Source organism: Vallitalea pronyensis, assembly GCF_018141445.1.
GTDB classification, from domain to species: Bacteria; Bacillota; Clostridia; order Lachnospirales; family Vallitaleaceae; genus Vallitalea; species Vallitalea pronyensis.
The window spans coordinates 3,315,659-3,333,562 of sequence record NZ_CP058649.1; the positions used below are offsets into that span (position 1 = coordinate 3,315,659).

At 36.0% G+C, this 17,904-nt stretch carries 20 protein-coding genes; all 20 read left to right on the top strand.

The genetic code is table 11. The features are described 5' to 3' along the window. Nucleotides 1-92: 92 nt before the first annotated feature. The 20 genes from HZI73_RS13945 (at nucleotide 93) to HZI73_RS14040 (ending at nucleotide 17,893) form a co-directional block, all read left to right on the top strand. A complete protein-coding gene (locus tag HZI73_RS13945) occupies nucleotides 93-461 on the top strand; it encodes a hypothetical protein (protein ID WP_212693998.1) in 369 nt (122 codons plus the stop codon). After that, complete coding sequence (locus HZI73_RS13950) at nucleotides 445-861, top strand: ATP-binding protein (RefSeq protein WP_212693999.1); 417 nt, start codon at nucleotides 445-447, stop codon at nucleotides 859-861. The genes HZI73_RS13945 and HZI73_RS13950 overlap by 17 nt, the downstream gene beginning before the upstream one ends. 146 nt (nucleotides 862-1,007) lie before the next feature. Next, entirely contained in the window at nucleotides 1,008-2,318 is a 1,311-nt protein-coding gene (locus HZI73_RS13955) for a [Fe-Fe] hydrogenase large subunit C-terminal domain-containing protein (RefSeq protein ID WP_212694000.1), read from the top strand. Nucleotides 2,319-2,344: 26 nt separating this feature from the next. Next, nucleotides 2,345-2,680: a DRTGG domain-containing protein gene (locus tag HZI73_RS13960; protein WP_212694001.1), complete on the top strand. Its 336-nt coding sequence runs from the start codon at nucleotides 2,345-2,347 to the stop codon at nucleotides 2,678-2,680. Between the two features lie 22 nt (nucleotides 2,681-2,702). Beyond that, nucleotides 2,703-3,251, top strand: coding sequence for an ATP-binding protein (locus HZI73_RS13965; protein ID WP_246552158.1), 549 nt, complete (start codon nucleotides 2,703-2,705; stop codon nucleotides 3,249-3,251). Between the two features lie 289 nt (nucleotides 3,252-3,540). Next, nucleotides 3,541-4,251 carry a DUF6973 domain-containing protein gene (locus HZI73_RS13970; protein ID WP_212694002.1) on the top strand — a complete coding sequence of 237 codons (711 nt, stop codon included), beginning with the start codon at nucleotides 3,541-3,543 and terminating at the stop codon, nucleotides 4,249-4,251. A gap of 386 nt (nucleotides 4,252-4,637) precedes the next feature. After that, nucleotides 4,638-5,957 carry an electron transport complex subunit RsxC gene (rsxC, locus tag HZI73_RS13975; RefSeq protein ID WP_212694003.1) on the top strand — a complete coding sequence of 440 codons (1,320 nt, stop codon included), beginning with the start codon at nucleotides 4,638-4,640 and terminating at the stop codon, nucleotides 5,955-5,957. A gap of 35 nt (nucleotides 5,958-5,992) precedes the next feature. After that, complete coding sequence (locus HZI73_RS13980; protein ID WP_212694004.1) at nucleotides 5,993-6,934, top strand: RnfABCDGE type electron transport complex subunit D; 942 nt, start codon at nucleotides 5,993-5,995, stop codon at nucleotides 6,932-6,934. After that, nucleotides 6,924-7,496, top strand: a complete 573-nt coding sequence (locus HZI73_RS13985; RefSeq protein WP_212694005.1) for an RnfABCDGE type electron transport complex subunit G — start codon at nucleotides 6,924-6,926, stop codon at nucleotides 7,494-7,496. Before HZI73_RS13980 ends, HZI73_RS13985 begins: the two co-directional genes overlap by 11 nt. Continuing rightward, a complete protein-coding gene (gene rsxE / locus HZI73_RS13990; protein WP_212694006.1) occupies nucleotides 7,496-8,113 on the top strand; it encodes an electron transport complex subunit RsxE in 618 nt (205 codons plus the stop codon). Before HZI73_RS13985 ends, rsxE begins: the two co-directional genes overlap by 1 nt. Before the next feature lie 14 nt (nucleotides 8,114-8,127). Continuing rightward, entirely contained in the window at nucleotides 8,128-8,703 is a 576-nt protein-coding gene (rsxA, locus tag HZI73_RS13995) for an electron transport complex subunit RsxA (RefSeq protein ID WP_212694007.1), read from the top strand. Nucleotides 8,704-8,738: 35 nt separating this feature from the next. Further along, nucleotides 8,739-9,545: an RnfABCDGE type electron transport complex subunit B gene (locus HZI73_RS14000; protein WP_212694008.1), complete on the top strand. Its 807-nt coding sequence runs from the start codon at nucleotides 8,739-8,741 to the stop codon at nucleotides 9,543-9,545. A gap of 257 nt (nucleotides 9,546-9,802) precedes the next feature. Next, nucleotides 9,803-10,069, top strand: coding sequence for a DUF4321 domain-containing protein (locus HZI73_RS14005; protein ID WP_212694009.1), 267 nt, complete (start codon nucleotides 9,803-9,805; stop codon nucleotides 10,067-10,069). Nucleotides 10,070-10,102: 33 nt separating this feature from the next. Beyond that, nucleotides 10,103-10,690, top strand: a complete 588-nt coding sequence (locus HZI73_RS14010; protein WP_212694010.1) for a Maf family protein — start codon at nucleotides 10,103-10,105, stop codon at nucleotides 10,688-10,690. A 313-nt stretch (nucleotides 10,691-11,003) separates the two neighbouring features. Continuing rightward, entirely contained in the window at nucleotides 11,004-11,681 is a 678-nt protein-coding gene (gene radC / locus HZI73_RS14015; protein WP_212694011.1) for a RadC family protein, read from the top strand. A gap of 253 nt (nucleotides 11,682-11,934) precedes the next feature. Then, on the top strand, nucleotides 11,935-12,972 hold the full coding sequence (gene mreB, locus HZI73_RS14020) for a rod shape-determining protein (protein WP_212694012.1): 1,038 nt from the start codon (nucleotides 11,935-11,937) through the stop codon (nucleotides 12,970-12,972). A gap of 25 nt (nucleotides 12,973-12,997) precedes the next feature. Beyond that, nucleotides 12,998-13,843, top strand: coding sequence for a rod shape-determining protein MreC (gene mreC / locus HZI73_RS14025; RefSeq protein ID WP_212694013.1), 846 nt, complete (start codon nucleotides 12,998-13,000; stop codon nucleotides 13,841-13,843). A gap of 12 nt (nucleotides 13,844-13,855) precedes the next feature. Then, nucleotides 13,856-14,371, top strand: coding sequence for a rod shape-determining protein MreD (gene mreD, locus HZI73_RS14030; protein WP_212694014.1), 516 nt, complete (start codon nucleotides 13,856-13,858; stop codon nucleotides 14,369-14,371). Next, nucleotides 14,368-17,169, top strand: a complete 2,802-nt coding sequence (locus HZI73_RS14035) for a penicillin-binding transpeptidase domain-containing protein (RefSeq protein ID WP_212694015.1) — start codon at nucleotides 14,368-14,370, stop codon at nucleotides 17,167-17,169. The genes mreD and HZI73_RS14035 overlap by 4 nt, the downstream gene beginning before the upstream one ends. A gap of 43 nt (nucleotides 17,170-17,212) precedes the next feature. Then, nucleotides 17,213-17,893 carry a septum site-determining protein MinC gene (locus HZI73_RS14040; RefSeq protein WP_212694016.1) on the top strand — a complete coding sequence of 227 codons (681 nt, stop codon included), beginning with the start codon at nucleotides 17,213-17,215 and terminating at the stop codon, nucleotides 17,891-17,893. Nucleotides 17,894-17,904 lie beyond the last annotated feature (11 nt).

Below are 17,904 nucleotides of genomic sequence, written 5' to 3' on the forward strand. Positions count from 1 at the left end.
TTGAGCAAGTTAGGATTGTAAAAATCGTAACAATTTGTTATAATGTTAACACACAAACTGCTTGATTTATGAAAACTACAGGGGGTGTCTACATGTTTATTAGAGAAATCAAAGACATATTAGAAGCTGATATTTTAGCGTGTGAAGAGTTACAGGATATACAAGTGACATATGGATATGGTTGCGATTTAATGAGTGACGTATTAGCTTTTGTAAGAAATGATGTTATTTTATTAACAGGGCTTGTGCATCCTCAAGTCATACGTACAGCTGAAATGTTAGATATAAAAGCAATTGCGATTATTCGGGGAAAAAAACCCAGTGAAGAATTAATTACCATGGCAAAGAAAAGAAATATTGTACTATTAACAACGAGGCATTCTTTATTTACTGCAAGCGGCTTACTCTACAAAAATGGCCTTGAAGGAGAGGAGATTGCCCACGATGAAGCTACATTTTGATGTAGAAGGTGGTGAATTTATAACCGCTGGAATTGCCTCAAGCAAAGTGAAGAAAACCCTAAAACAATTAGGGATCTCACCAAATATTATTCGAAAAGTATCCATATCCATGTATGAAGCCGAGATTAATATGGTTATTCATGCCAACGGCGGTATTATTGATGTGGAGATAACACCTGAAAACATTGACATTCAATTAGTTGATGATGGTCCAGGTATTGAAAACCTGGATTTAGCTATGCAAGTAGGTTATTCAACAGCTTCAAAAGAAGCAAGAGAGATGGGTTTTGGGGCAGGTATGGGGCTGCCTAATATGAAAAGACATAGCGATGATATGACAATTACAACAGAAGTTGGCAAAGGAACAAAGGTGCATTTAGCCTTTAAAATACACGAATAAGCTGGTAGAATATAGGTGAAGGCAATAGTTGGTTATAGAAGACAGTCTATTTCCATCGTGAATTGTTAATGACAGTGTTTCAAAAAGAATGAACATGGTGTTGAAACATAGGGAAGGTATTTGCATCATAGATTGGAGGGCTTATTATGGGGGAAATATTGCATTCTGTTAAGTTAGATATTGATAAGTGTATTGGGTGTACAGATTGTATTAAGCGATGCCCAACGGAAGCGATAAGGGTTCGAAACGGTAAAGCACATATTATGGATGAGCGATGTATTGACTGCGGCATGTGTATACGTGTTTGCAGAAACCATGCTAAAAAGGCTGTGACAGAGCCATTGGATAAAATAAACGATTATGCATATAAAGTAGCCATACCGGCTCCAACACTGTATACTCAATTTAGAAATATTGTTAATCCAAATATTGTATTAACCGCATTAAAAAAGCTGGGGTTTGACGAAGTATTTGAAGTAGCTAAGGCAGCTGAGATTATAACTGCTGAAAGCAAACGTTTATTAGATGACAAAAATATGCCTAAACCGGTCATTTCTTCCGCCTGTCCAGCTATTGTTAGACTGATTCAAATTCGGTTTCCATCCTTAATACCTAATATTCTTCCAATCATATCGCCAAAAGAAGCCATGGCCCGATATGCAAAAGAATATCTTATGGGTATAGGGATTAAGAAAGAAGATATCGGTGTGTTTTTTATATCACCTTGTGCAGCAAAAGTAACCAATAGTAAACAACCCCAAGTGATTGAAGAGTCTTATGTGGATGGTGTTATTTCCCTTAAGGAAATCTACTTAAAACTCGTGCCAGTTATTAAAACCATTGATCAGCCAGAACGATTACAGATGAGTAATAGTGAAGGAATTGGCTGGGCACATACAGGTGGTGAAGGAAATGCCTCAGGTATTGAAAACCATATTGCCGTAGATGGCATTGAAAATGTCATTAAGATATTAGAAAAAGTTGAAAATGGTAAGTTAGATGATGTGGATTTTATTGAGTGTCTTGCTTGCGTTGGTGGGTGCCTTGGAGGGCCGTTAGCAGTAGAGAATGCTTTTGTATCCAGCAATCGTATGGATAAAATTAAGAAATTCAACAAAAATAACCTGTATAAAAGAGATATTCCTTTATTTGACCACCCCATTGATATGTACTGGACCAAACCATTAAAAACAAAGCAAGTATTAAAACTTGATGATGATATGGAAAAAGCCATTGAAAAATTAGAGCATCTTGAAGAAATCTATAATCAATTGCCTAAGATTGATTGTGGATCATGTGGAGCTCCCACTTGTCGAGCATTGGCAGAGGATATCGTATGTGAAAATGCGCATATTGAAGACTGTGTATTCATGCTAAGAGAAAAAGTACGGGACATGGCAGAGCAGATGGTAACCTTATCCCAGAAGATGCCGCCATCTATTAGTAAAGATAGCTAGATAAGTCATAGAAAAGAGGATACGCAATGACAGTAACAGATATAATGAATCAATTAGAACTTGAATTAGTTGCAGGAAAGGAAAGCCAATCTAATGAAGTAACCGATGGTTTTGTTGGTGACTTGCTAAGCGTTGTTATGGGGAAAGCAAAAGAAGGCAGTGCTTGGATCACCATACAAAGTCACGTCAATATAGTAGCTGTCGCACTATTAACCGGTTCGGCCTGTATTATTGTTTCAGAAGGTTTTGAAGTAGAACAAGAAGCCATTGATAAAGCCAATGAGGAACAGATACCCATATTGGTTACCAAGAAATCGTCCTATCAGATTGCTATTGCTCTTGGTAAGGCACTCGGTCAATAGGATAGTGAAAGGATTATAGTTTATGATGAAAGAACTATCCATGCATATTTTGGATATTGCCCAGAATAGCGTTCGAGCAAAAGCGCATCGTATTACCATTACTGTGAAAGAGTTGGTTTCTCAGAACATTTTTCAATTTGTCATTGAAGATGACGGCCCAGGTATACCAGAAACCATACTACAGGATATTCGAAATCCTTTTACCACTTCTAGAACCATGCGACGTGTAGGATTGGGTATACCGTTTCTTGAAGATACGTGTAACATGTGTGATGGTACATTACAGATTGACAGTGCATCAGGTCAAGGAACAACGATTACAGCTACCATGTGTTATGACCATATTGATCGCCCACCAATAGGCGATATGTGGTCTACCATTGCAACACTCATATCATCTAATGCTCAGATAAACATTAAGTATGAACATTATTATGACGACACATCCTTTGATATATCAACCAATGACTTGAAAGAGGTCTTGGGTGATGATGTACCCCTTACAGATATTCAAGTGATACAGTGGTTAAAAAACTATTTAAAAGAAAACATGCTGGAATTGAAAGCATAGATAAAAGCTTAAAGGTTAATGATAATCTTTGAGCTTTTTTACGTTTAGATTTAATAAGTTAAAGCTTGCTCAAATTAAGTTTGAAATATATAATTATAATGAATAAATAGATAATTACAACATTCGACACATAATTTATTATAATTATGATATTATTAAAACATATAAAAAAATAATGTACTCTAAAGGAGGCGATATGTATATATAATATTGATTAGTACAAACACTATATCCGACACAAGCATACCATAACTCAATATTAATTCTATTAAAGAAGGAGATGGAAAAAATGAAAAAGAACATGAAAATATTTATACTTGTTTTGGTATTATCACAATTATGCTTTGTTCAAGTATTTGCTATGGATAGTAGTAAGCCAGCAGTTAATCATGAAGATATGATGAAGGTTATTCAAGAAAACAAAGAGTATTTGGATGAAGATTTTATTGTAACAGTTACTACAATTATTAATCTACAAGAAGCAAACCCTAATTTAAATGCTTATGAAGTTCAAGATATTTTATCCAATGAATTAACAACAAGAGGCTTGATAAGTGAAGCAGGAGATGTTTGGAAAAGCTTGACAGACGCTGAAAAAGTTTTAGTTGTACTTTTTCCTATTCAGGCTTTACTCGTTAATGTTGCTAAAAATAAAACGGATGAATTAACGAACACATATTATCTTGGATGGATAGATGGCGATGTAGGAAATTCTTTTAGACATGCTATGTGGAATGCTCTTATGACAAAAAGTATTGGAAAACCATTGGCCAAAGCATTTGCAGATGCTCACGAAAATCAAGGACTCACCGATGCAGAATATAAAGCTAATGTCTGGCATGGGTTTAATGGATTAGAACATAGAAATATGGACTTACATAATAACCAAAAAGGTAGAGATTGTGTTAAATGGTACGAGGGGCTAATTTCTGATTCAACAATCGTTAAAAGAGTACAAGAAAAAATTAAAAATGGTGAGATGATGATACTTGTTAAATAATATTTTTTATTCGTCAAATACATAAGACATTATCATGACGTATGTTCATACAGGCCTTAATCTAACATGATTTATGATAATCACCAAATCATCTTAAGAAAAGACATCTATCCTCTATTGGGACTAGATGTCTTTTTATTTGTACATTTGTTAAGCAATTAACAAAGAAACCAGATATTACGGTAGATTAGAAGAAATTTAAGGAATAGGTATATTGTATACAATAATCATAGCCTTAGGTTTGTGTATTTGCTGGTATTATGGCACTTTGTGCTTTTTTTATCAATTGTTGTATTACTTCTACCTTTGTATTATTATAGTATTGACATAAAGTGTTAAGATACGTTAGTTATGTACGAGATAAAATAAAAGACAGGGGGATGCTAATGGGAGCATTGACTTTTAAAAGAGGGATTCATCCAAGTCATTCAAAAGATTTCACCGAAAAGAAACCCATTAAAATCTATACGCCAAAAGGAGATTTGGTTTTTCCAATGCAACAACACATTGGAGCGCCATGTAAACCTTTAGTTAAAAAAGGTGACACCGTATTACTAGGACAAAAAATTGGAGAGGCACAGGGGTTTGTTTCCTCACCAATTCATAGCAGTATATCAGGTACAGTTAAAGCTATTCAAGATGTATTGCATCCTAATGGCTCTAAAGTACAAGCCATTGTCATTGAAAATGATGGTCAATATACAGAAATAGACACCATGATTGGTCGAGATGATTATAAACAATTATCAAAAGAAGAACTTCTTGAGATCATTAAAGAAGCTGGAATTGTAGGCATGGGTGGTGCTACATTCCCTACTTTTATTAAGTTATCGCCGCCACCTGATAAAAAAATTGATTATATCATGGTTAATGGTGCCGAGTGTGAACCGTATCTTACATCGGATCATCGCATTATGCTGGAAGAGACAGACCGTGTAGTGAAAGGTCTTCAGATAATTCTGCATATGTTTCCAGGTGCCAAAGGCGTGATTGGTATTGAAGATAATAAAAGAGATGCCATAGCAGCTATGGAACAAGCAGTAGAAGGTATTGATAATATAAGTATTGCAAGTCTGAAAACAAAATATCCCCAAGGAGCAGAGAAACAACTTATTTATTCCATAACGAAAAGAGAAGTGCCTACGGGAGGTTTACCTGCAGATGTGGGATGTATCGTACAAAACATTGATACAGTGGTTGCTATACATCGGGCTGTATTACGAGGACGTCCTCTTATGCGTCGAATTGTGACGGTATCAGGTGGTGCCATTAAAGAACCTCAGAACTTTAAGGTAAGAATAGGTACCAGTTATCGTGAACTGATTGAAGCTGCCGGTGGTTTTACGGAAGAACCTTCAAAAGTTATTTCAGGTGGACCCATGATGGGACTGGCTTTGTTTTCTATAGATGTACCTGTTATAAAAGGCTCATCATCCATACTGTGTCTAACCAAAGATGAGACAAAAGTCATGAATGAACGCAACTGTATAAGGTGTGGAAAATGTGTCAGTATATGTCCTATGAATCTATTACCAGCAGATTTAAATAAATATGCCATTCATAATGAGGACGACCTCTTCGTGCAATACAAAGGCATGAACTGTATTGAGTGTGGGGCCTGTTCCTATATATGTCCTTCAAAGCGGCACTTAACGCATTCTATAAGGACTACCAAGCGTACCATTATGGCAAAGAAAAAGAAATAAAGATCCATGATATCTAATCTTAGGAGGGTTTAGTTGTGACAGATCAATATATCGTATCCTCATCGCCTCATATTCGTTCCAATGAATCAGTTGATAGGATTATGAGACATGTGGTTATTGCTTTATTACCAGCAACGGTTTTTGGGATATATCATTTCGGCATACGAGCATTCATTATTACTCTTATATGTATCGCTGCATGTGTTGGGGCAGAAAGTTTGTATCAGTTCTTAACAAAAAGAACCGTTACCATAGGTGATTTTAGTGCAGTGGTAACGGGACTATTATTAGCACTTAATTTACCGCACACAGTACCTTATTGGCTACCAATAGTGGGTGGTGTCGTAGCGATTATCATTGTTAAACAATTATTTGGCGGGCTTGGTCAGAACTTTATGAACCCAGCTTTAGGTGCAAGAGCTTTCTTGCTCATCTCTTTTACAGGATTAATGACAAGGTGGGAAGTAGATGGTATATCTGCTGCAACACCTTTAGGTATGATTAAAGATGGAGTAACAGATTTGCCAAGTGTTGCCAATACATTTTTTGGATTTATTGGTGGTTGTATCGGAGAAACGTCGGTGGTTGCATTAGTTCTCGGTGGTATCTACCTGATTGCGAAAAAAATCATTAATTGGCGTATACCTGTTTTCTATATAGGAACAGTTGTGATCTTATCCATACTTCTTGGAGGAAGAGGACTTGATATGACCTATGTAGGTTATCAGGTTTTTGGTGGAGGATTAATGATTGGTGCATTTTATATGGCAACGGATTATGCATCATCACCGATCACACGTACGGGTCAAGTCATTATGGGACTTGGATGCGGTATTTTAACATCCGTTATTCGTATATACGGTGGTTATCCTGAAGGGGTTTCTTTTGCTATCTTAATCATGAACTTATTTGTTCCATTGATTGATCGTTTTACAATCCCTCGTGTATTTGGGGAGGTGGCAAAAAATGAAAAATAGTATTATTAAAGATGCACTTATACTATTTACGATTACCATTGTAGCTGGTTTGCTCCTTGGTTTAACATTCTCCATTACTAAAGAGCCTATTACACAACAGAAAATAAAGACAAGAGATGCAGCTCTAAAAACCGTATTAGGGGATGCCGACTTTCAAGAAATGGATACAACCTTATCAGAGGCATCTAACATTACCAATATTTTTTCCGCGAAAAAAGAGGGTAAACTCTCTGGGTATGCCTTTAAGCTTGAAACAAAAGAAGGCTATGGGGGCAAAATAGAAATTATCGTGGGCATTGAAATATCAGGTGTTGTGTCGGGTATTGATATTATTAAACATTCAGAAACACCTGGTTTAGGAGCTAAAGCCGATAAAGATCCTTTTAAAGACCAATTTAAAGGTAAACCTACAGAAAATTTGGTTGTCATAAAAGCGGGTACGCCTGGTAATGACGAAATTGACTCCATTAGTGGAGCAACTATTACATCCCGAGCTGTAACAGATGCTGTGAACGATGCCAGCGCATATTATAATGAACATCTAAGCAAGGGGGCGAAGTAATGAATCTTAGAAAAATATTTAGAAACGGTTTGATTGATGAGAATGCTACCTTTGTTCAAGTATTGGGGATGTGTCCTACACTTGCTGTAACCACATCGGCATTCAATGGGTTTGGTATGGGTATTGCAACCACCGTAGTGTTGTTGTTCTCTAATTTGGTTGTATCAGCTCTAAGAAGCATCATACCATCCAAGGTTAGAATACCTGCATTTATTGTTATTATAGCGACTTTTGTCACCATCGTTGATTTATTGTTACAGGGGTTTGTACCTTCCTTATATGATGCCCTTGGTTTATTCATTCCACTTATTGTTGTTAACTGTGTGGTTCTTGCACGAGCTGAAGCTTTTGCAGCTAAGAGTAAAGTGCTTCCTTCTGTTGTTGATGGTATAGCAATGGGACTTGGTTTTACAATTGCTCTAGCTGTTATCGGTTTCGTTAGAGAGTTATTTGGAGCAGGTACCATTCTTGGTGGTACAACACTTGAAATGATGGTGATGCCAAAAGGTTATGAGCCTGTGAACATTTTAATTCTAGCTCCAGGCGCTTTTATCGTACTTGGATTGCTATTTGCTGTATTTAATTACCTAAAAGACAGAGATTCTAAGAAAGCGTAGAGGAGGAGAAGACCATGGAACTATTACTATTATTTATTGGTGCTATATTGGTTAACAATGTTGTCTTAACGCGTTTCTTAGGCATATGTCCTTTCTTAGGTATATCCAAAAAAGTAGAGACAGCTTTTGGAATGGGGCTTGCTGTGACCTTTGTCATGACGCTGGCATCAACCATATCCTATATTGTTTATGAGTTTATACTGGATCCTTTAAATATTGAATATCTCTATACCATTGCATTTATATTAGTTATCGCATCCTTGGTACAATTGGTTGAAATGGTGATACAAAAAACCAGCCCATCATTGTATCAAGCGCTAGGTGTCTACTTGCCACTCATTACGACTAACTGTGCTGTACTTGGTGTAGCTGTTATTAATATGCAAGCTGAATATTCACTGATTAAGAGTATTGTCAATGGATTTGGAACGGCAGTTGGTTTTACACTAGCCATTGTTATCTTAGCAAGTATTCGTGAGAGAATTGAATTTAACGATGTTCCAAAACCTTTTAAAGGTTACCCAATCGTGTTATTAACAGCAGGGCTTATGGCAATTGCCTTTTTAGGATTTTCAGGCCTTATTAAATAAGAGTTGCATAATATTGAGAATGGAGGATGCAGATAATGGATTGGAATAATATCATATATCCTGCCTTAAGTATTGGTGGTTTAGGTATTATCTTCGCTTTAGGACTTGGGATAGCTGCAAAAAAGTTTGCAGTTGACGTTGATCCAAGAATTCCACAAGTAAGAGACATACTGCCTGGTGCTAATTGTGGTGGTTGTGGTTATGCTGGTTGTGATGCATTTGCTAAAGCTGTTGTAGAGGGCGAAGCCCTACCTAGCGGATGTCCAGTTGGCGGATCAAGTTGTGCGGAGAATATTGCAGCATTATTAGGTATTGAAAGTTCCGGTGAAGGTAAGCAAATTGCTTATGTTAAATGTCAAGGAACTTGTGATAAAGCCAGAGAGAAATACGCCTATGATGGTGTGATGGATTGTAAAAATGCTAACTTCCTGCAAGGTCATGGGTCAAAAGCTTGCGAATATGGATGTCTAGGTCTAGGTAGCTGTGTAAGAGCCTGTATGTTTGATGCCATTCATATTGTGGATGGTATTGCAGTAGTGGATGAAGAAAAATGTACATCTTGTGGTATGTGTATAGGTGCTTGTCCGAAGAGTCTTATTGAGCTTGTTCCATATGACAGCAAGGTACGTGTAGAGTGCCACTCCACCAACAAAGGTAAAGAAGTAAAACTCAGTTGTGATGTAGGTTGTATTGGCTGTCGTTTATGTACAAAAGTATGTGAGTTCGATGCGATTCACGTGGATAATAATTTAGCAACCATCGATTATGAAAAATGTACAGCATGTATGAAGTGTGTGGAGAAATGTCCAACCAATGCAATTACAGTAAAAGAGAAAGAATAAGAACGAGTGTTATGCTCGTTTTTTCTTTTGCCAATATATAGGAAAAAAGACTTAGAAATGAGCCTATCCGCTGAATAATCCCTGATATTAAGAAAACTCTAATAAAAAAATAATGTAGACGTATATACAAAGTTTTCTATATATGTTAAAATTATTTCGTTGAAAAAACCATAAAATGACCGATATAAAAAGACTCACGAAAATACATCAGGTTACATTTATGATTTTGGACAACTTATTGAAGGGGTGGATGACACATGAGTTATCGAAGAAGTGATAAGAACGGTTGGGCATTATTCCTACTTATTTTAGCTGGGATTGTATTAGGTTCATTTGTTGGGTTTCTTGTGAAGGATATTGAGTGGCTTAATACGTGGTTCAATTTTCATAAGGCTTTTGGCATGGAGAATCCAGTGACATTAGACCTTGGTGTTGTATTACTTGTATTCCAGCTTCGTTTTGATATTACTGTAGCTAGCATATTAGGTATTATTGCTGGTATTTTTGTATATAGAAAAATATAGGTTATGCCAAACTAAGGATAGGGACGTGATGACTTGAAACGCATTGTTTTAGCTTCTGGGTCACCGAGGAGAAAAGAATTACTTGAGCGGTTAAAGTTAGCATTTGATGTACGTGTTAGTCAAATAGATGAAGACATCTTTGAGCAAACCAGTCCTCATGAGTATGTTGAAACTTTAGCCATGGAAAAAGCGAAAGATGTTGCTAGCCATTTAGATGAAAAAGCCATTGTTATCGGTTGTGATACAGTGGTTGTCTTAGATGATAAGATTCTAGGAAAGCCATGTGATGATGACCAAGCCATGGTATATTTACAAGCATTAAGCGGTAGAGCACATGAGGTATATTCTGGTATGGCTATATTAGATATGGAAACTGGCAAACAGTATCTCACCCATGAAATCACAACAGTGACCATGAAATCATTAAATCATGATGAAATCGTTGCGTATGTTAAGACGGGTGAACCGGCAGACAAAGCTGGAGCATATGGTATTCAAGGCATTGGTTCCATCTTAGTTGAAGGCATTCATGGTGATTACTATAATGTGATGGGGTTGCCACTTAATAGATTATATCAAGGGTTTCATGCCTTAGGTATCGATTATTTTAGTTTAGTTTAAGTTGAGCCTTAGGGCTGCATGAAGCATGTATCTAATAGCGTTAAGTGTTAAAGTCTACTTTACACCTTTTGAACTTGCCTTTATGATACCAGGTGCTAATGTTAGGATTTTAACCTTAACTTTTTTTATTATCTAAACTTACTGCTAAGCTAAATACCATCTGTGGCTTTCTTAATTAAGGCTATCATATAGATGAAAAACATGTCCTATATGATGCCCTTAGTTAAGAATACATGTAAAAGGGAGATATTTTCTTAACTGTATCATGCTATTGATCTATTAGGGGGTATAGATATTGGAGAATGACACAAGGATGAGAGTAAAGGACTTGCCCTCATCAGAAAGACCTTATGAGAAATTCGAAACGTATGGACCAAGTGCTTTGTCTGACGCAGAATTATTAGCAATTATCATTCGTAGTGGTTCTAGAAAAGAACGTTCCATTGAATTAGCACAGCGTATTTTGGGTATAACCGAGCAGGGAATACGGGGAATCTATGGTTTATCACTTGATGACTTACAACAAGTGTCAGGCATTGGCCGTGTAAAATCTATTCAAATTAAGGCTATTGCAGAGTTATCAAAGCGGCTATCAAAATATAATGCAGAAACGAAGCTTAAGATATCTTCACCAGGTTCCATTGCAACTTTGTACATGGAGGAAATGCGCTATTTACAACAAGAACACTTGAAAATTGTATTTTTGGACACGAAAAATCAGATCATTGCAGATAAGTTCTTAACTGTTGGTACAGTGAATGCATCTTTGATTAACCCAAGAGAAGTATTCATTCAAGCTCTAAGACATCATGCTGTGCACGTTATACTCTTACATAATCATCCAAGTGGAGACCCAACACCAAGTCAAGAAGATATAGCCATCACAAAAAGGATTATTGAAGCAGGCGATATTATTGGTGTAAGGTTGCTGGACCATATTATTATTGGAGATGGTCATTATATAAGTCTTAAAGAGCGGGGCATCGTATAAAGGTCGAACCAGTATCCGTCAATTAAATATCATAAGGTTTGTTATGGATGAAGAAATTAACCATGATTTGGAGATAATATAAAGAGAGAGTTTGGTTTTAATCGTAACTATATATGTTGAATGAAACCTTATAGGTTTTTATGGCTATTCAACATGTTTGCCTTGGCTGTATAAGTTTATAAAATTCATGTACTGTACCAAATCTTGACACCATGGTATGATAGCTTATTAGGGATTTTGAAAGGAGTACTATATGTTTAATCGAGAATTAGGATTCGATTTAGGTACGTCGATTATGCACATTGGACAGAGAGAAAAAGGCATTATATTAGACGAACCTGAAATCATTGCAGTAGATAAAAATAAAAATAATGTTGTGGCCGTAGGAGAAGAAGCTTATGATATGCTTGAAAAAACACCTTCACATATCATCATGAATTGTCCAGTAAAATATGGGGTTGTGGCAGATTTTGATCCCATGTCACAGTTATTAAAAGAACAATTAAAAAGGTTAAAAATGGGTAAAACATTTGCGACTAATTTGGCAATCGTGAGTGTTCCCAGCGATGTATCAGAAGTTGAACGAAAAGCACTATATGACTTATTTGTACATCTTGGATTTCGATTTAAAAGGGTATACCTTATTGAAAAACCAGTAGCAGCTGCAATAGGTGCTGGTATTGAGATTTTAAAGCCTTTTGGGAATATGATTGTGGATATTGGAGGAGGAACCACAGAAATATCCGTGGTTTCCCTTGGGGGTATTGTCATTAGTAAGCTTTTAAAAATTGGTGGTAACAAGTTTGATGATGATATAGCAACCTATGTTAAGAAAAAATATAGTGTTTATATTGGAAAAAAATCAGCTGAAAAAATAAAAAAACAAATTGGGTATGTATGGATAGATCCAGAAGAAGATTTGGTGTTTGCAGATGTGATTGGTCGAGATGTGGTTACGGGCTTACCCAAAAAGGTGACTGTATCCAATGAAGATATCCATCATGCACTGAAAGAAGATATTAATGTCATTGTAGATGCCATTAAATTTATTTTAGAAAAAACACCTCCTGAGTTATCATCGGATATTCTTGAAACGGGTGTTTATCTGACAGGTGGTAGTTCATTACTGACCAATATTGATGTACTTATTAGTCTAGAAACATCGTTATCCATTAATCCTGTTGACACGCCTATTGAATGTGTCGTTAATGGCATTAATACCGTCCTTAAAAACATGAAAAAATATGAAGGTGTTTTAGAATCATCCAAACGGGAAAGTAAATTAAAATAAGTTTGAATATATAGGAGGGTTAATTGTGATTCGACGAAAAAAATTATCAGCTAAATACATCTTGCTAGCCATGACCCTTTTATGTCTTGTACTTATCATTCTTACGTGGGAAAATCGATCAGAAGTGAGTGCTATCGAAAAAAGTGTATCCTATGTGGTGGTACCCATGCAGAAAGGTGTTAATGTATTTGGAGATTGGGTCATCGATAAAGTGGATTTTGTTAAAAACATTAATCGTTTAGAAGCTGTAAACAGTGATTTAACCGAAGAAGTGGATAAATTGCGTTATGAAAATAAAATACTTCAACAAGATAAAACAGAATTGGAACGTTTACGTAATCTGTATGAATTGGATAAAAAATATCCAAGTTACCCAAAGATAGGGGCATCTGTTATTGGTAAAGATCCTGGTAACTGGTACGATGTATTTAGAATTGATAAAGGTACCAACGATGGATTAAAAGTAAACATGGTTGTATTAGCAGGTAATGGTCTTGTAGGCCATATATTTGAAGTGGGTCCTGGTTTTTCAAAAGTCAAAACGATTATTGATGATTCAAGTCGGGTGAGTGGTAAGATTTTTAGAACCTCGGACACGTGTATTGTTGAAGGTGAAAAGGAATATGCCGGCTACTGTAAGGTGAATTTTATAGATGAATCTGCTAACATAATTGTTGGTGATGAGATTGTTACCTCTCACTTATCCGAAATCTATCCACCTGGCATCTTAATTGGTACCATTAAGGAAATTAATGAAAACCCTAACCAACTCAATAAATCAGCGGTCATCGAACCTGCTGTTGATTTTAAGCATTTAGAAGAAGTGCTCGTCATCAATCAGGTGTGGAAAGAGAATTTATATGAACAGTAAGGAGATAAAAGTATGCGACGAGTAATTTATGCCGTACTTTTAGTATTAATTAATATAGTATTATATGGGTCACTGAAGATGTATATCAGTATCAATAATATCACCCCTAACCTTCTACTCATTACAACAGTATCCGTAGCACTGTTAAGAGGCAAATATGCAGGTGGTATTATTGGGTTTTTCTGCGGGTTGCTTCAAGATATGACCTTCGGACAAGTACTAGGATTTTATGCACTTATTTATATGTATCTAGGGTTTTTCAGCGGCTACTTATACAGAATTATCTATAAGGATAGCGTACTTATTCCTACAATCGTCATTGCTATCAGTGATTTGATTTTTGGATTATATGTATACATATTTACATTCTTACTGCGAGGAAAACTAAACATGGGTCATTATTTCTTAAATATTATCATACCTGAAGTTGTTTATACAGCACTTATTGCCGTTCTTATATACAAATTTTACCATTATATGAACATGCGCTTAACAAGAGATGGAGAAAAGGAGGCAGGTACCAATTGATAAGGGAATTATTAAAACAAGTATGGAAAATTATGCGACATCGTCTGTTTCTACTGCTTGTATTTATATTACTTGTGTTTTGGACGTTAATTAACCGGGTCTTTGAATTGCAAATTGTCCAAGGGCAGCAACTAGCGAAGGATTTTCGAATAAGTATCCAGAAAGAATTATCCATTGAAGGCACAAGAGGTAATATCTATGATCGGAACGGAAAGCCCCTTGCTACGAATAAGTTAGCTTATACCGTTATGTTGGATGATAGTATTGTGGTTAAAGATCGTTCAAAAATGATACATGAGTTGGTTTCAATTATTATTGAAAATGGCAATCAACTTGAAGTGTCATTTCCTATTGTTATCGGTGAAGACGGTGCACTAACCTTTAGTGGTTCTAACTCTTCCATTGCTAGATTTAAGCGTGAAATATTTAGTAATCAAGACCTCAGTGAAGAAGAAGCGTCTATGACACCAGAAGAAACAATGGCTTATATACGAGAAGAATTTGATATCCCCAAAGAAAACTATACAGATGAAGAAGCACTTCGTATTATGTCAGTCAAATATGCTTTATTTCTCAATTGGGGAAGGAAATATAAACCCCTAAAAATTTCGAAAGATATATCAGAGAAAACTTTAGCACTTATTAATGAAAATCATGATAAATTTCCAGGTGCTAGTATTATCGTTGAACCCAAACGTGTCTATAACGATATACCATATTTCTCGCATATTTTAGGGTATACCAAGAAGATATCTGCTGCTCAATTAGACAAATTGAAAGCACATGATTATAATGCTTTTGATATTGTTGGACAAGTGGGCATAGAAAAACAGATGGAACTCTATTTACGAGGTACAGATGGGAAACAAACCGTTGAGGTGGATAGTAGTGGTCGGACTAGAAATGTAGTGGATACGGTGGAAGCATTACCAGGTAATGATATATTTCTAACCATTGATCGAGAGATGCAGATAAAAACCTATCAAGCACTTGAACAACAAATTGCAAATGTGGTGGTTGAAAATTTAGTTTTACGTGAACCTTCTAATCGAAAAAAGACCACGATTTTACTTAGAGAAATATACGGTGAGATGTTCACCAATACGGTTATATCTCTAGATCAATTAGAAGAGTCTTCAGAAGGTCAACACCAACATAAAATTTATGCAGCCTTTGTTAGCCATTATGATAACCTTGTGAAAGCAATTAATGACAGGCTCATAGGTAAAAATAATGCCTATTCCGCAGAGACAGATAGGTATTTAGACTATATAATTGACAATCTAGTAAAAAATAGTATATTATTAACAAGAAAGCCTGTGGAAAAGGAGAAAGACGGCAAAATTGTAACTACTGAAGAAGTAAGAGAAGCCTATACAGACTTTAAAGATAATAAAATCGGCATTTATGAGTTTTTAAACGACAGTATAAAAGATGAAAGTATTTCGCTTGATATGAATAAAAAAGAAGGAGAAAGTCCTTCAAATATAGAAATATATAACTATACCATTGATTATATCAATAGCAAAATATTGAATCGAAATGCTTTTAAACGCCAAGTACTGAAAGACATGGCTGAAGATGAGCGATTTTCGTATATTGACTTATCCATGTTGCTGATTGAACAAGGTATTGTTAACACGAACGAAACGGAAAAAAATCAAGTATTAAATGGTCGTCTATCACCTCTCACATTCATGAAACAGAAATTATCTTCACTTGAATTAAAACCTAGTCAAGTAGCTCAGGACCCTAGTACGGGATCTGCTGTTGTTGTTGATGTGGATACAGGTGAAGTCTTATCCATGGTGAGTTATCCAGGATATGATAATAATCGACTCGTTAATAATTTCGATAATAATTACTATTACCAGTTGTTGTATCTTGATCCAACAGAACCTCTTATTCACCGTGCTACGAAAGAAAAGAAAGCACCAGGATCAATCTTCAAGATGGTTTCTGCCATGGCAGGTCTAGAAGAAGGTGTTATCACCAAACATACGATTATCAATGACACAGGTGTATTCAAAAAGATAACACCACATGTCAGTTGTTGGATATATAGAAAATACGGTCATGGACATGGTGATGAAAATGTAGCTGAAGCACTTAGAGACTCCTGTAACTTTTTTTTCAATGAAGTAGGTATGCGATTAGGTACCGATGAAAATGGTAATTATATTTCATCGTTAGGTATAACCACATTAATGGACTATATTGCCCAGTTTGGTCTTGACACCAAGTCGGGTATTGAGCTTGCTGAATATAAGCCTTCTAATCCAACAAATGATCCTGTTCGTGCGGCAATGGGACAAGAAAGAAATGCCTATGCACCTATACAGTTAGCACGCTATGTGACCACATTAGCTAATGGTGGTACCAATTATGAAATGAATATTGTGGATAAAATTACCCGACATAATGGTACTTTATATGAAGAACGTACACCAAACATCGCTACCAAAAATGAATTCAACCCTGATCATCTTAATACAATATATTCAGGTATGCTCATGGTTACCAGTCCAGGAGGTACAGCAGCATCAATTTTTAAAGATTTACCCATACGTGTTGCTGGTAAAACAGGTACAGCGCAGCAATCTAAATTACGTCCTGATCATGCCACATTCGCTGCGTTTGCGCCTTATGATAAGCCTGAAATAGCTGTAGTTGTATCCATCCCTTTTGCAGATACAGCTCAAAATGCAGGGAAAGTGGTTAAAGAAATAATAGAAAAATATTATGATATAAATGGTAAGACAACAACGACAACCATGGATAATCAACTTGAAGAATGACAGAAATATGGTAGGGAATAAATGATATAGGAGGATGCTTTATATGAGCGATAGTTTACTCATTAAAGGTAATAAGTATGGACTTACCATTATATTAGATGAGCAAGCAACATTTGATAATATAAAGGAAACATTAATAAAAAAGATAACAGATGCTAAAAAGTTCTTTAAAGATGCTAAAGTGGCCATTACTTTTTCTGGTAGAGAATTAACCGATGGCGAACAACAAGAACTGATTGCTATCATTACCAGCCATTCAGATATGGAAGTGGTCTGTGTTATGGAAGACAATAAACAGAAGCAACAAGAATCCATCGATACAACATCATCGGATAATGGTCAAATGGCAGTTTTTCATCGTGGCACCTTACGTTCAGGCCAAGAATTAAATGTGGAAAACAGTGTCATTATCATTGGGGATGTGAATCCAGGTGCTAAAGTATCAGCAGGTGGTAATGTGATTGTTCTTGGCTCTTTAAAAGGAACGGTTATCACAAGGGCATGTAATGGCAGATATCCATTTATCGTCGCATTGTCCATGGATCCTATGCAGCTTCGTATCGGTGATATTATTGGACGATCATCGGATCAACTAGATGATTCTGACGAACAGTCCAAGACACAGATTGCTTATGTTGAAGAAGGTAGAATATGCATTGAACCTTTAAATAGAAATATCTACAATGAACTAGACTATTTTGAACAGGATTTTAAAATTAATTGAAAAGGGGAAAA

Excerpts from the sequence above, each read along its gene's own strand:
- HZI73_RS13945 (WP_212693998.1), top strand. The coding sequence starts at position 93 with ATGTTTATTAGAGAAATCAAAGACATATTAGAAGCTGATATTTTAGCG.
- HZI73_RS13950 (WP_212693999.1), top strand. The coding sequence starts at position 445 with ATGAAGCTACATTTTGATGTAGAAGGTGGTGAATTTATAACCGCTGGA.
- HZI73_RS13955 (WP_212694000.1), top strand. The coding sequence starts at position 1,008 with ATGGGGGAAATATTGCATTCTGTTAAGTTAGATATTGATAAGTGTATT.
- HZI73_RS13960 (WP_212694001.1), top strand. The coding sequence starts at position 2,345 with ATGACAGTAACAGATATAATGAATCAATTAGAACTTGAATTAGTTGCA.
- HZI73_RS13965 (WP_246552158.1), top strand. The coding sequence starts at position 2,703 with ATGATGAAAGAACTATCCATGCATATTTTGGATATTGCCCAGAATAGC.
- HZI73_RS13970 (WP_212694002.1), top strand. The coding sequence starts at position 3,541 with ATGAAAAAGAACATGAAAATATTTATACTTGTTTTGGTATTATCACAA.
- rsxC (WP_212694003.1), top strand. The coding sequence starts at position 4,638 with ATGGGAGCATTGACTTTTAAAAGAGGGATTCATCCAAGTCATTCAAAA.
- HZI73_RS13985 (WP_212694005.1), top strand. The coding sequence starts at position 6,924 with ATGAAAAATAGTATTATTAAAGATGCACTTATACTATTTACGATTACC.
- rsxE (WP_212694006.1), top strand. The coding sequence starts at position 7,496 with ATGAATCTTAGAAAAATATTTAGAAACGGTTTGATTGATGAGAATGCT.
- rsxA (WP_212694007.1), top strand. The coding sequence starts at position 8,128 with ATGGAACTATTACTATTATTTATTGGTGCTATATTGGTTAACAATGTT.
- HZI73_RS14000 (WP_212694008.1), top strand. The coding sequence starts at position 8,739 with ATGGATTGGAATAATATCATATATCCTGCCTTAAGTATTGGTGGTTTA.
- HZI73_RS14005 (WP_212694009.1), top strand. The coding sequence starts at position 9,803 with ATGAGTTATCGAAGAAGTGATAAGAACGGTTGGGCATTATTCCTACTT.
- radC (WP_212694011.1), top strand. The coding sequence starts at position 11,004 with ATGAGAGTAAAGGACTTGCCCTCATCAGAAAGACCTTATGAGAAATTC.
- mreB (WP_212694012.1), top strand. The coding sequence starts at position 11,935 with ATGTTTAATCGAGAATTAGGATTCGATTTAGGTACGTCGATTATGCAC.
- mreD (WP_212694014.1), top strand. The coding sequence starts at position 13,856 with ATGCGACGAGTAATTTATGCCGTACTTTTAGTATTAATTAATATAGTA.
- HZI73_RS14040 (WP_212694016.1), top strand. The coding sequence starts at position 17,213 with ATGAGCGATAGTTTACTCATTAAAGGTAATAAGTATGGACTTACCATT.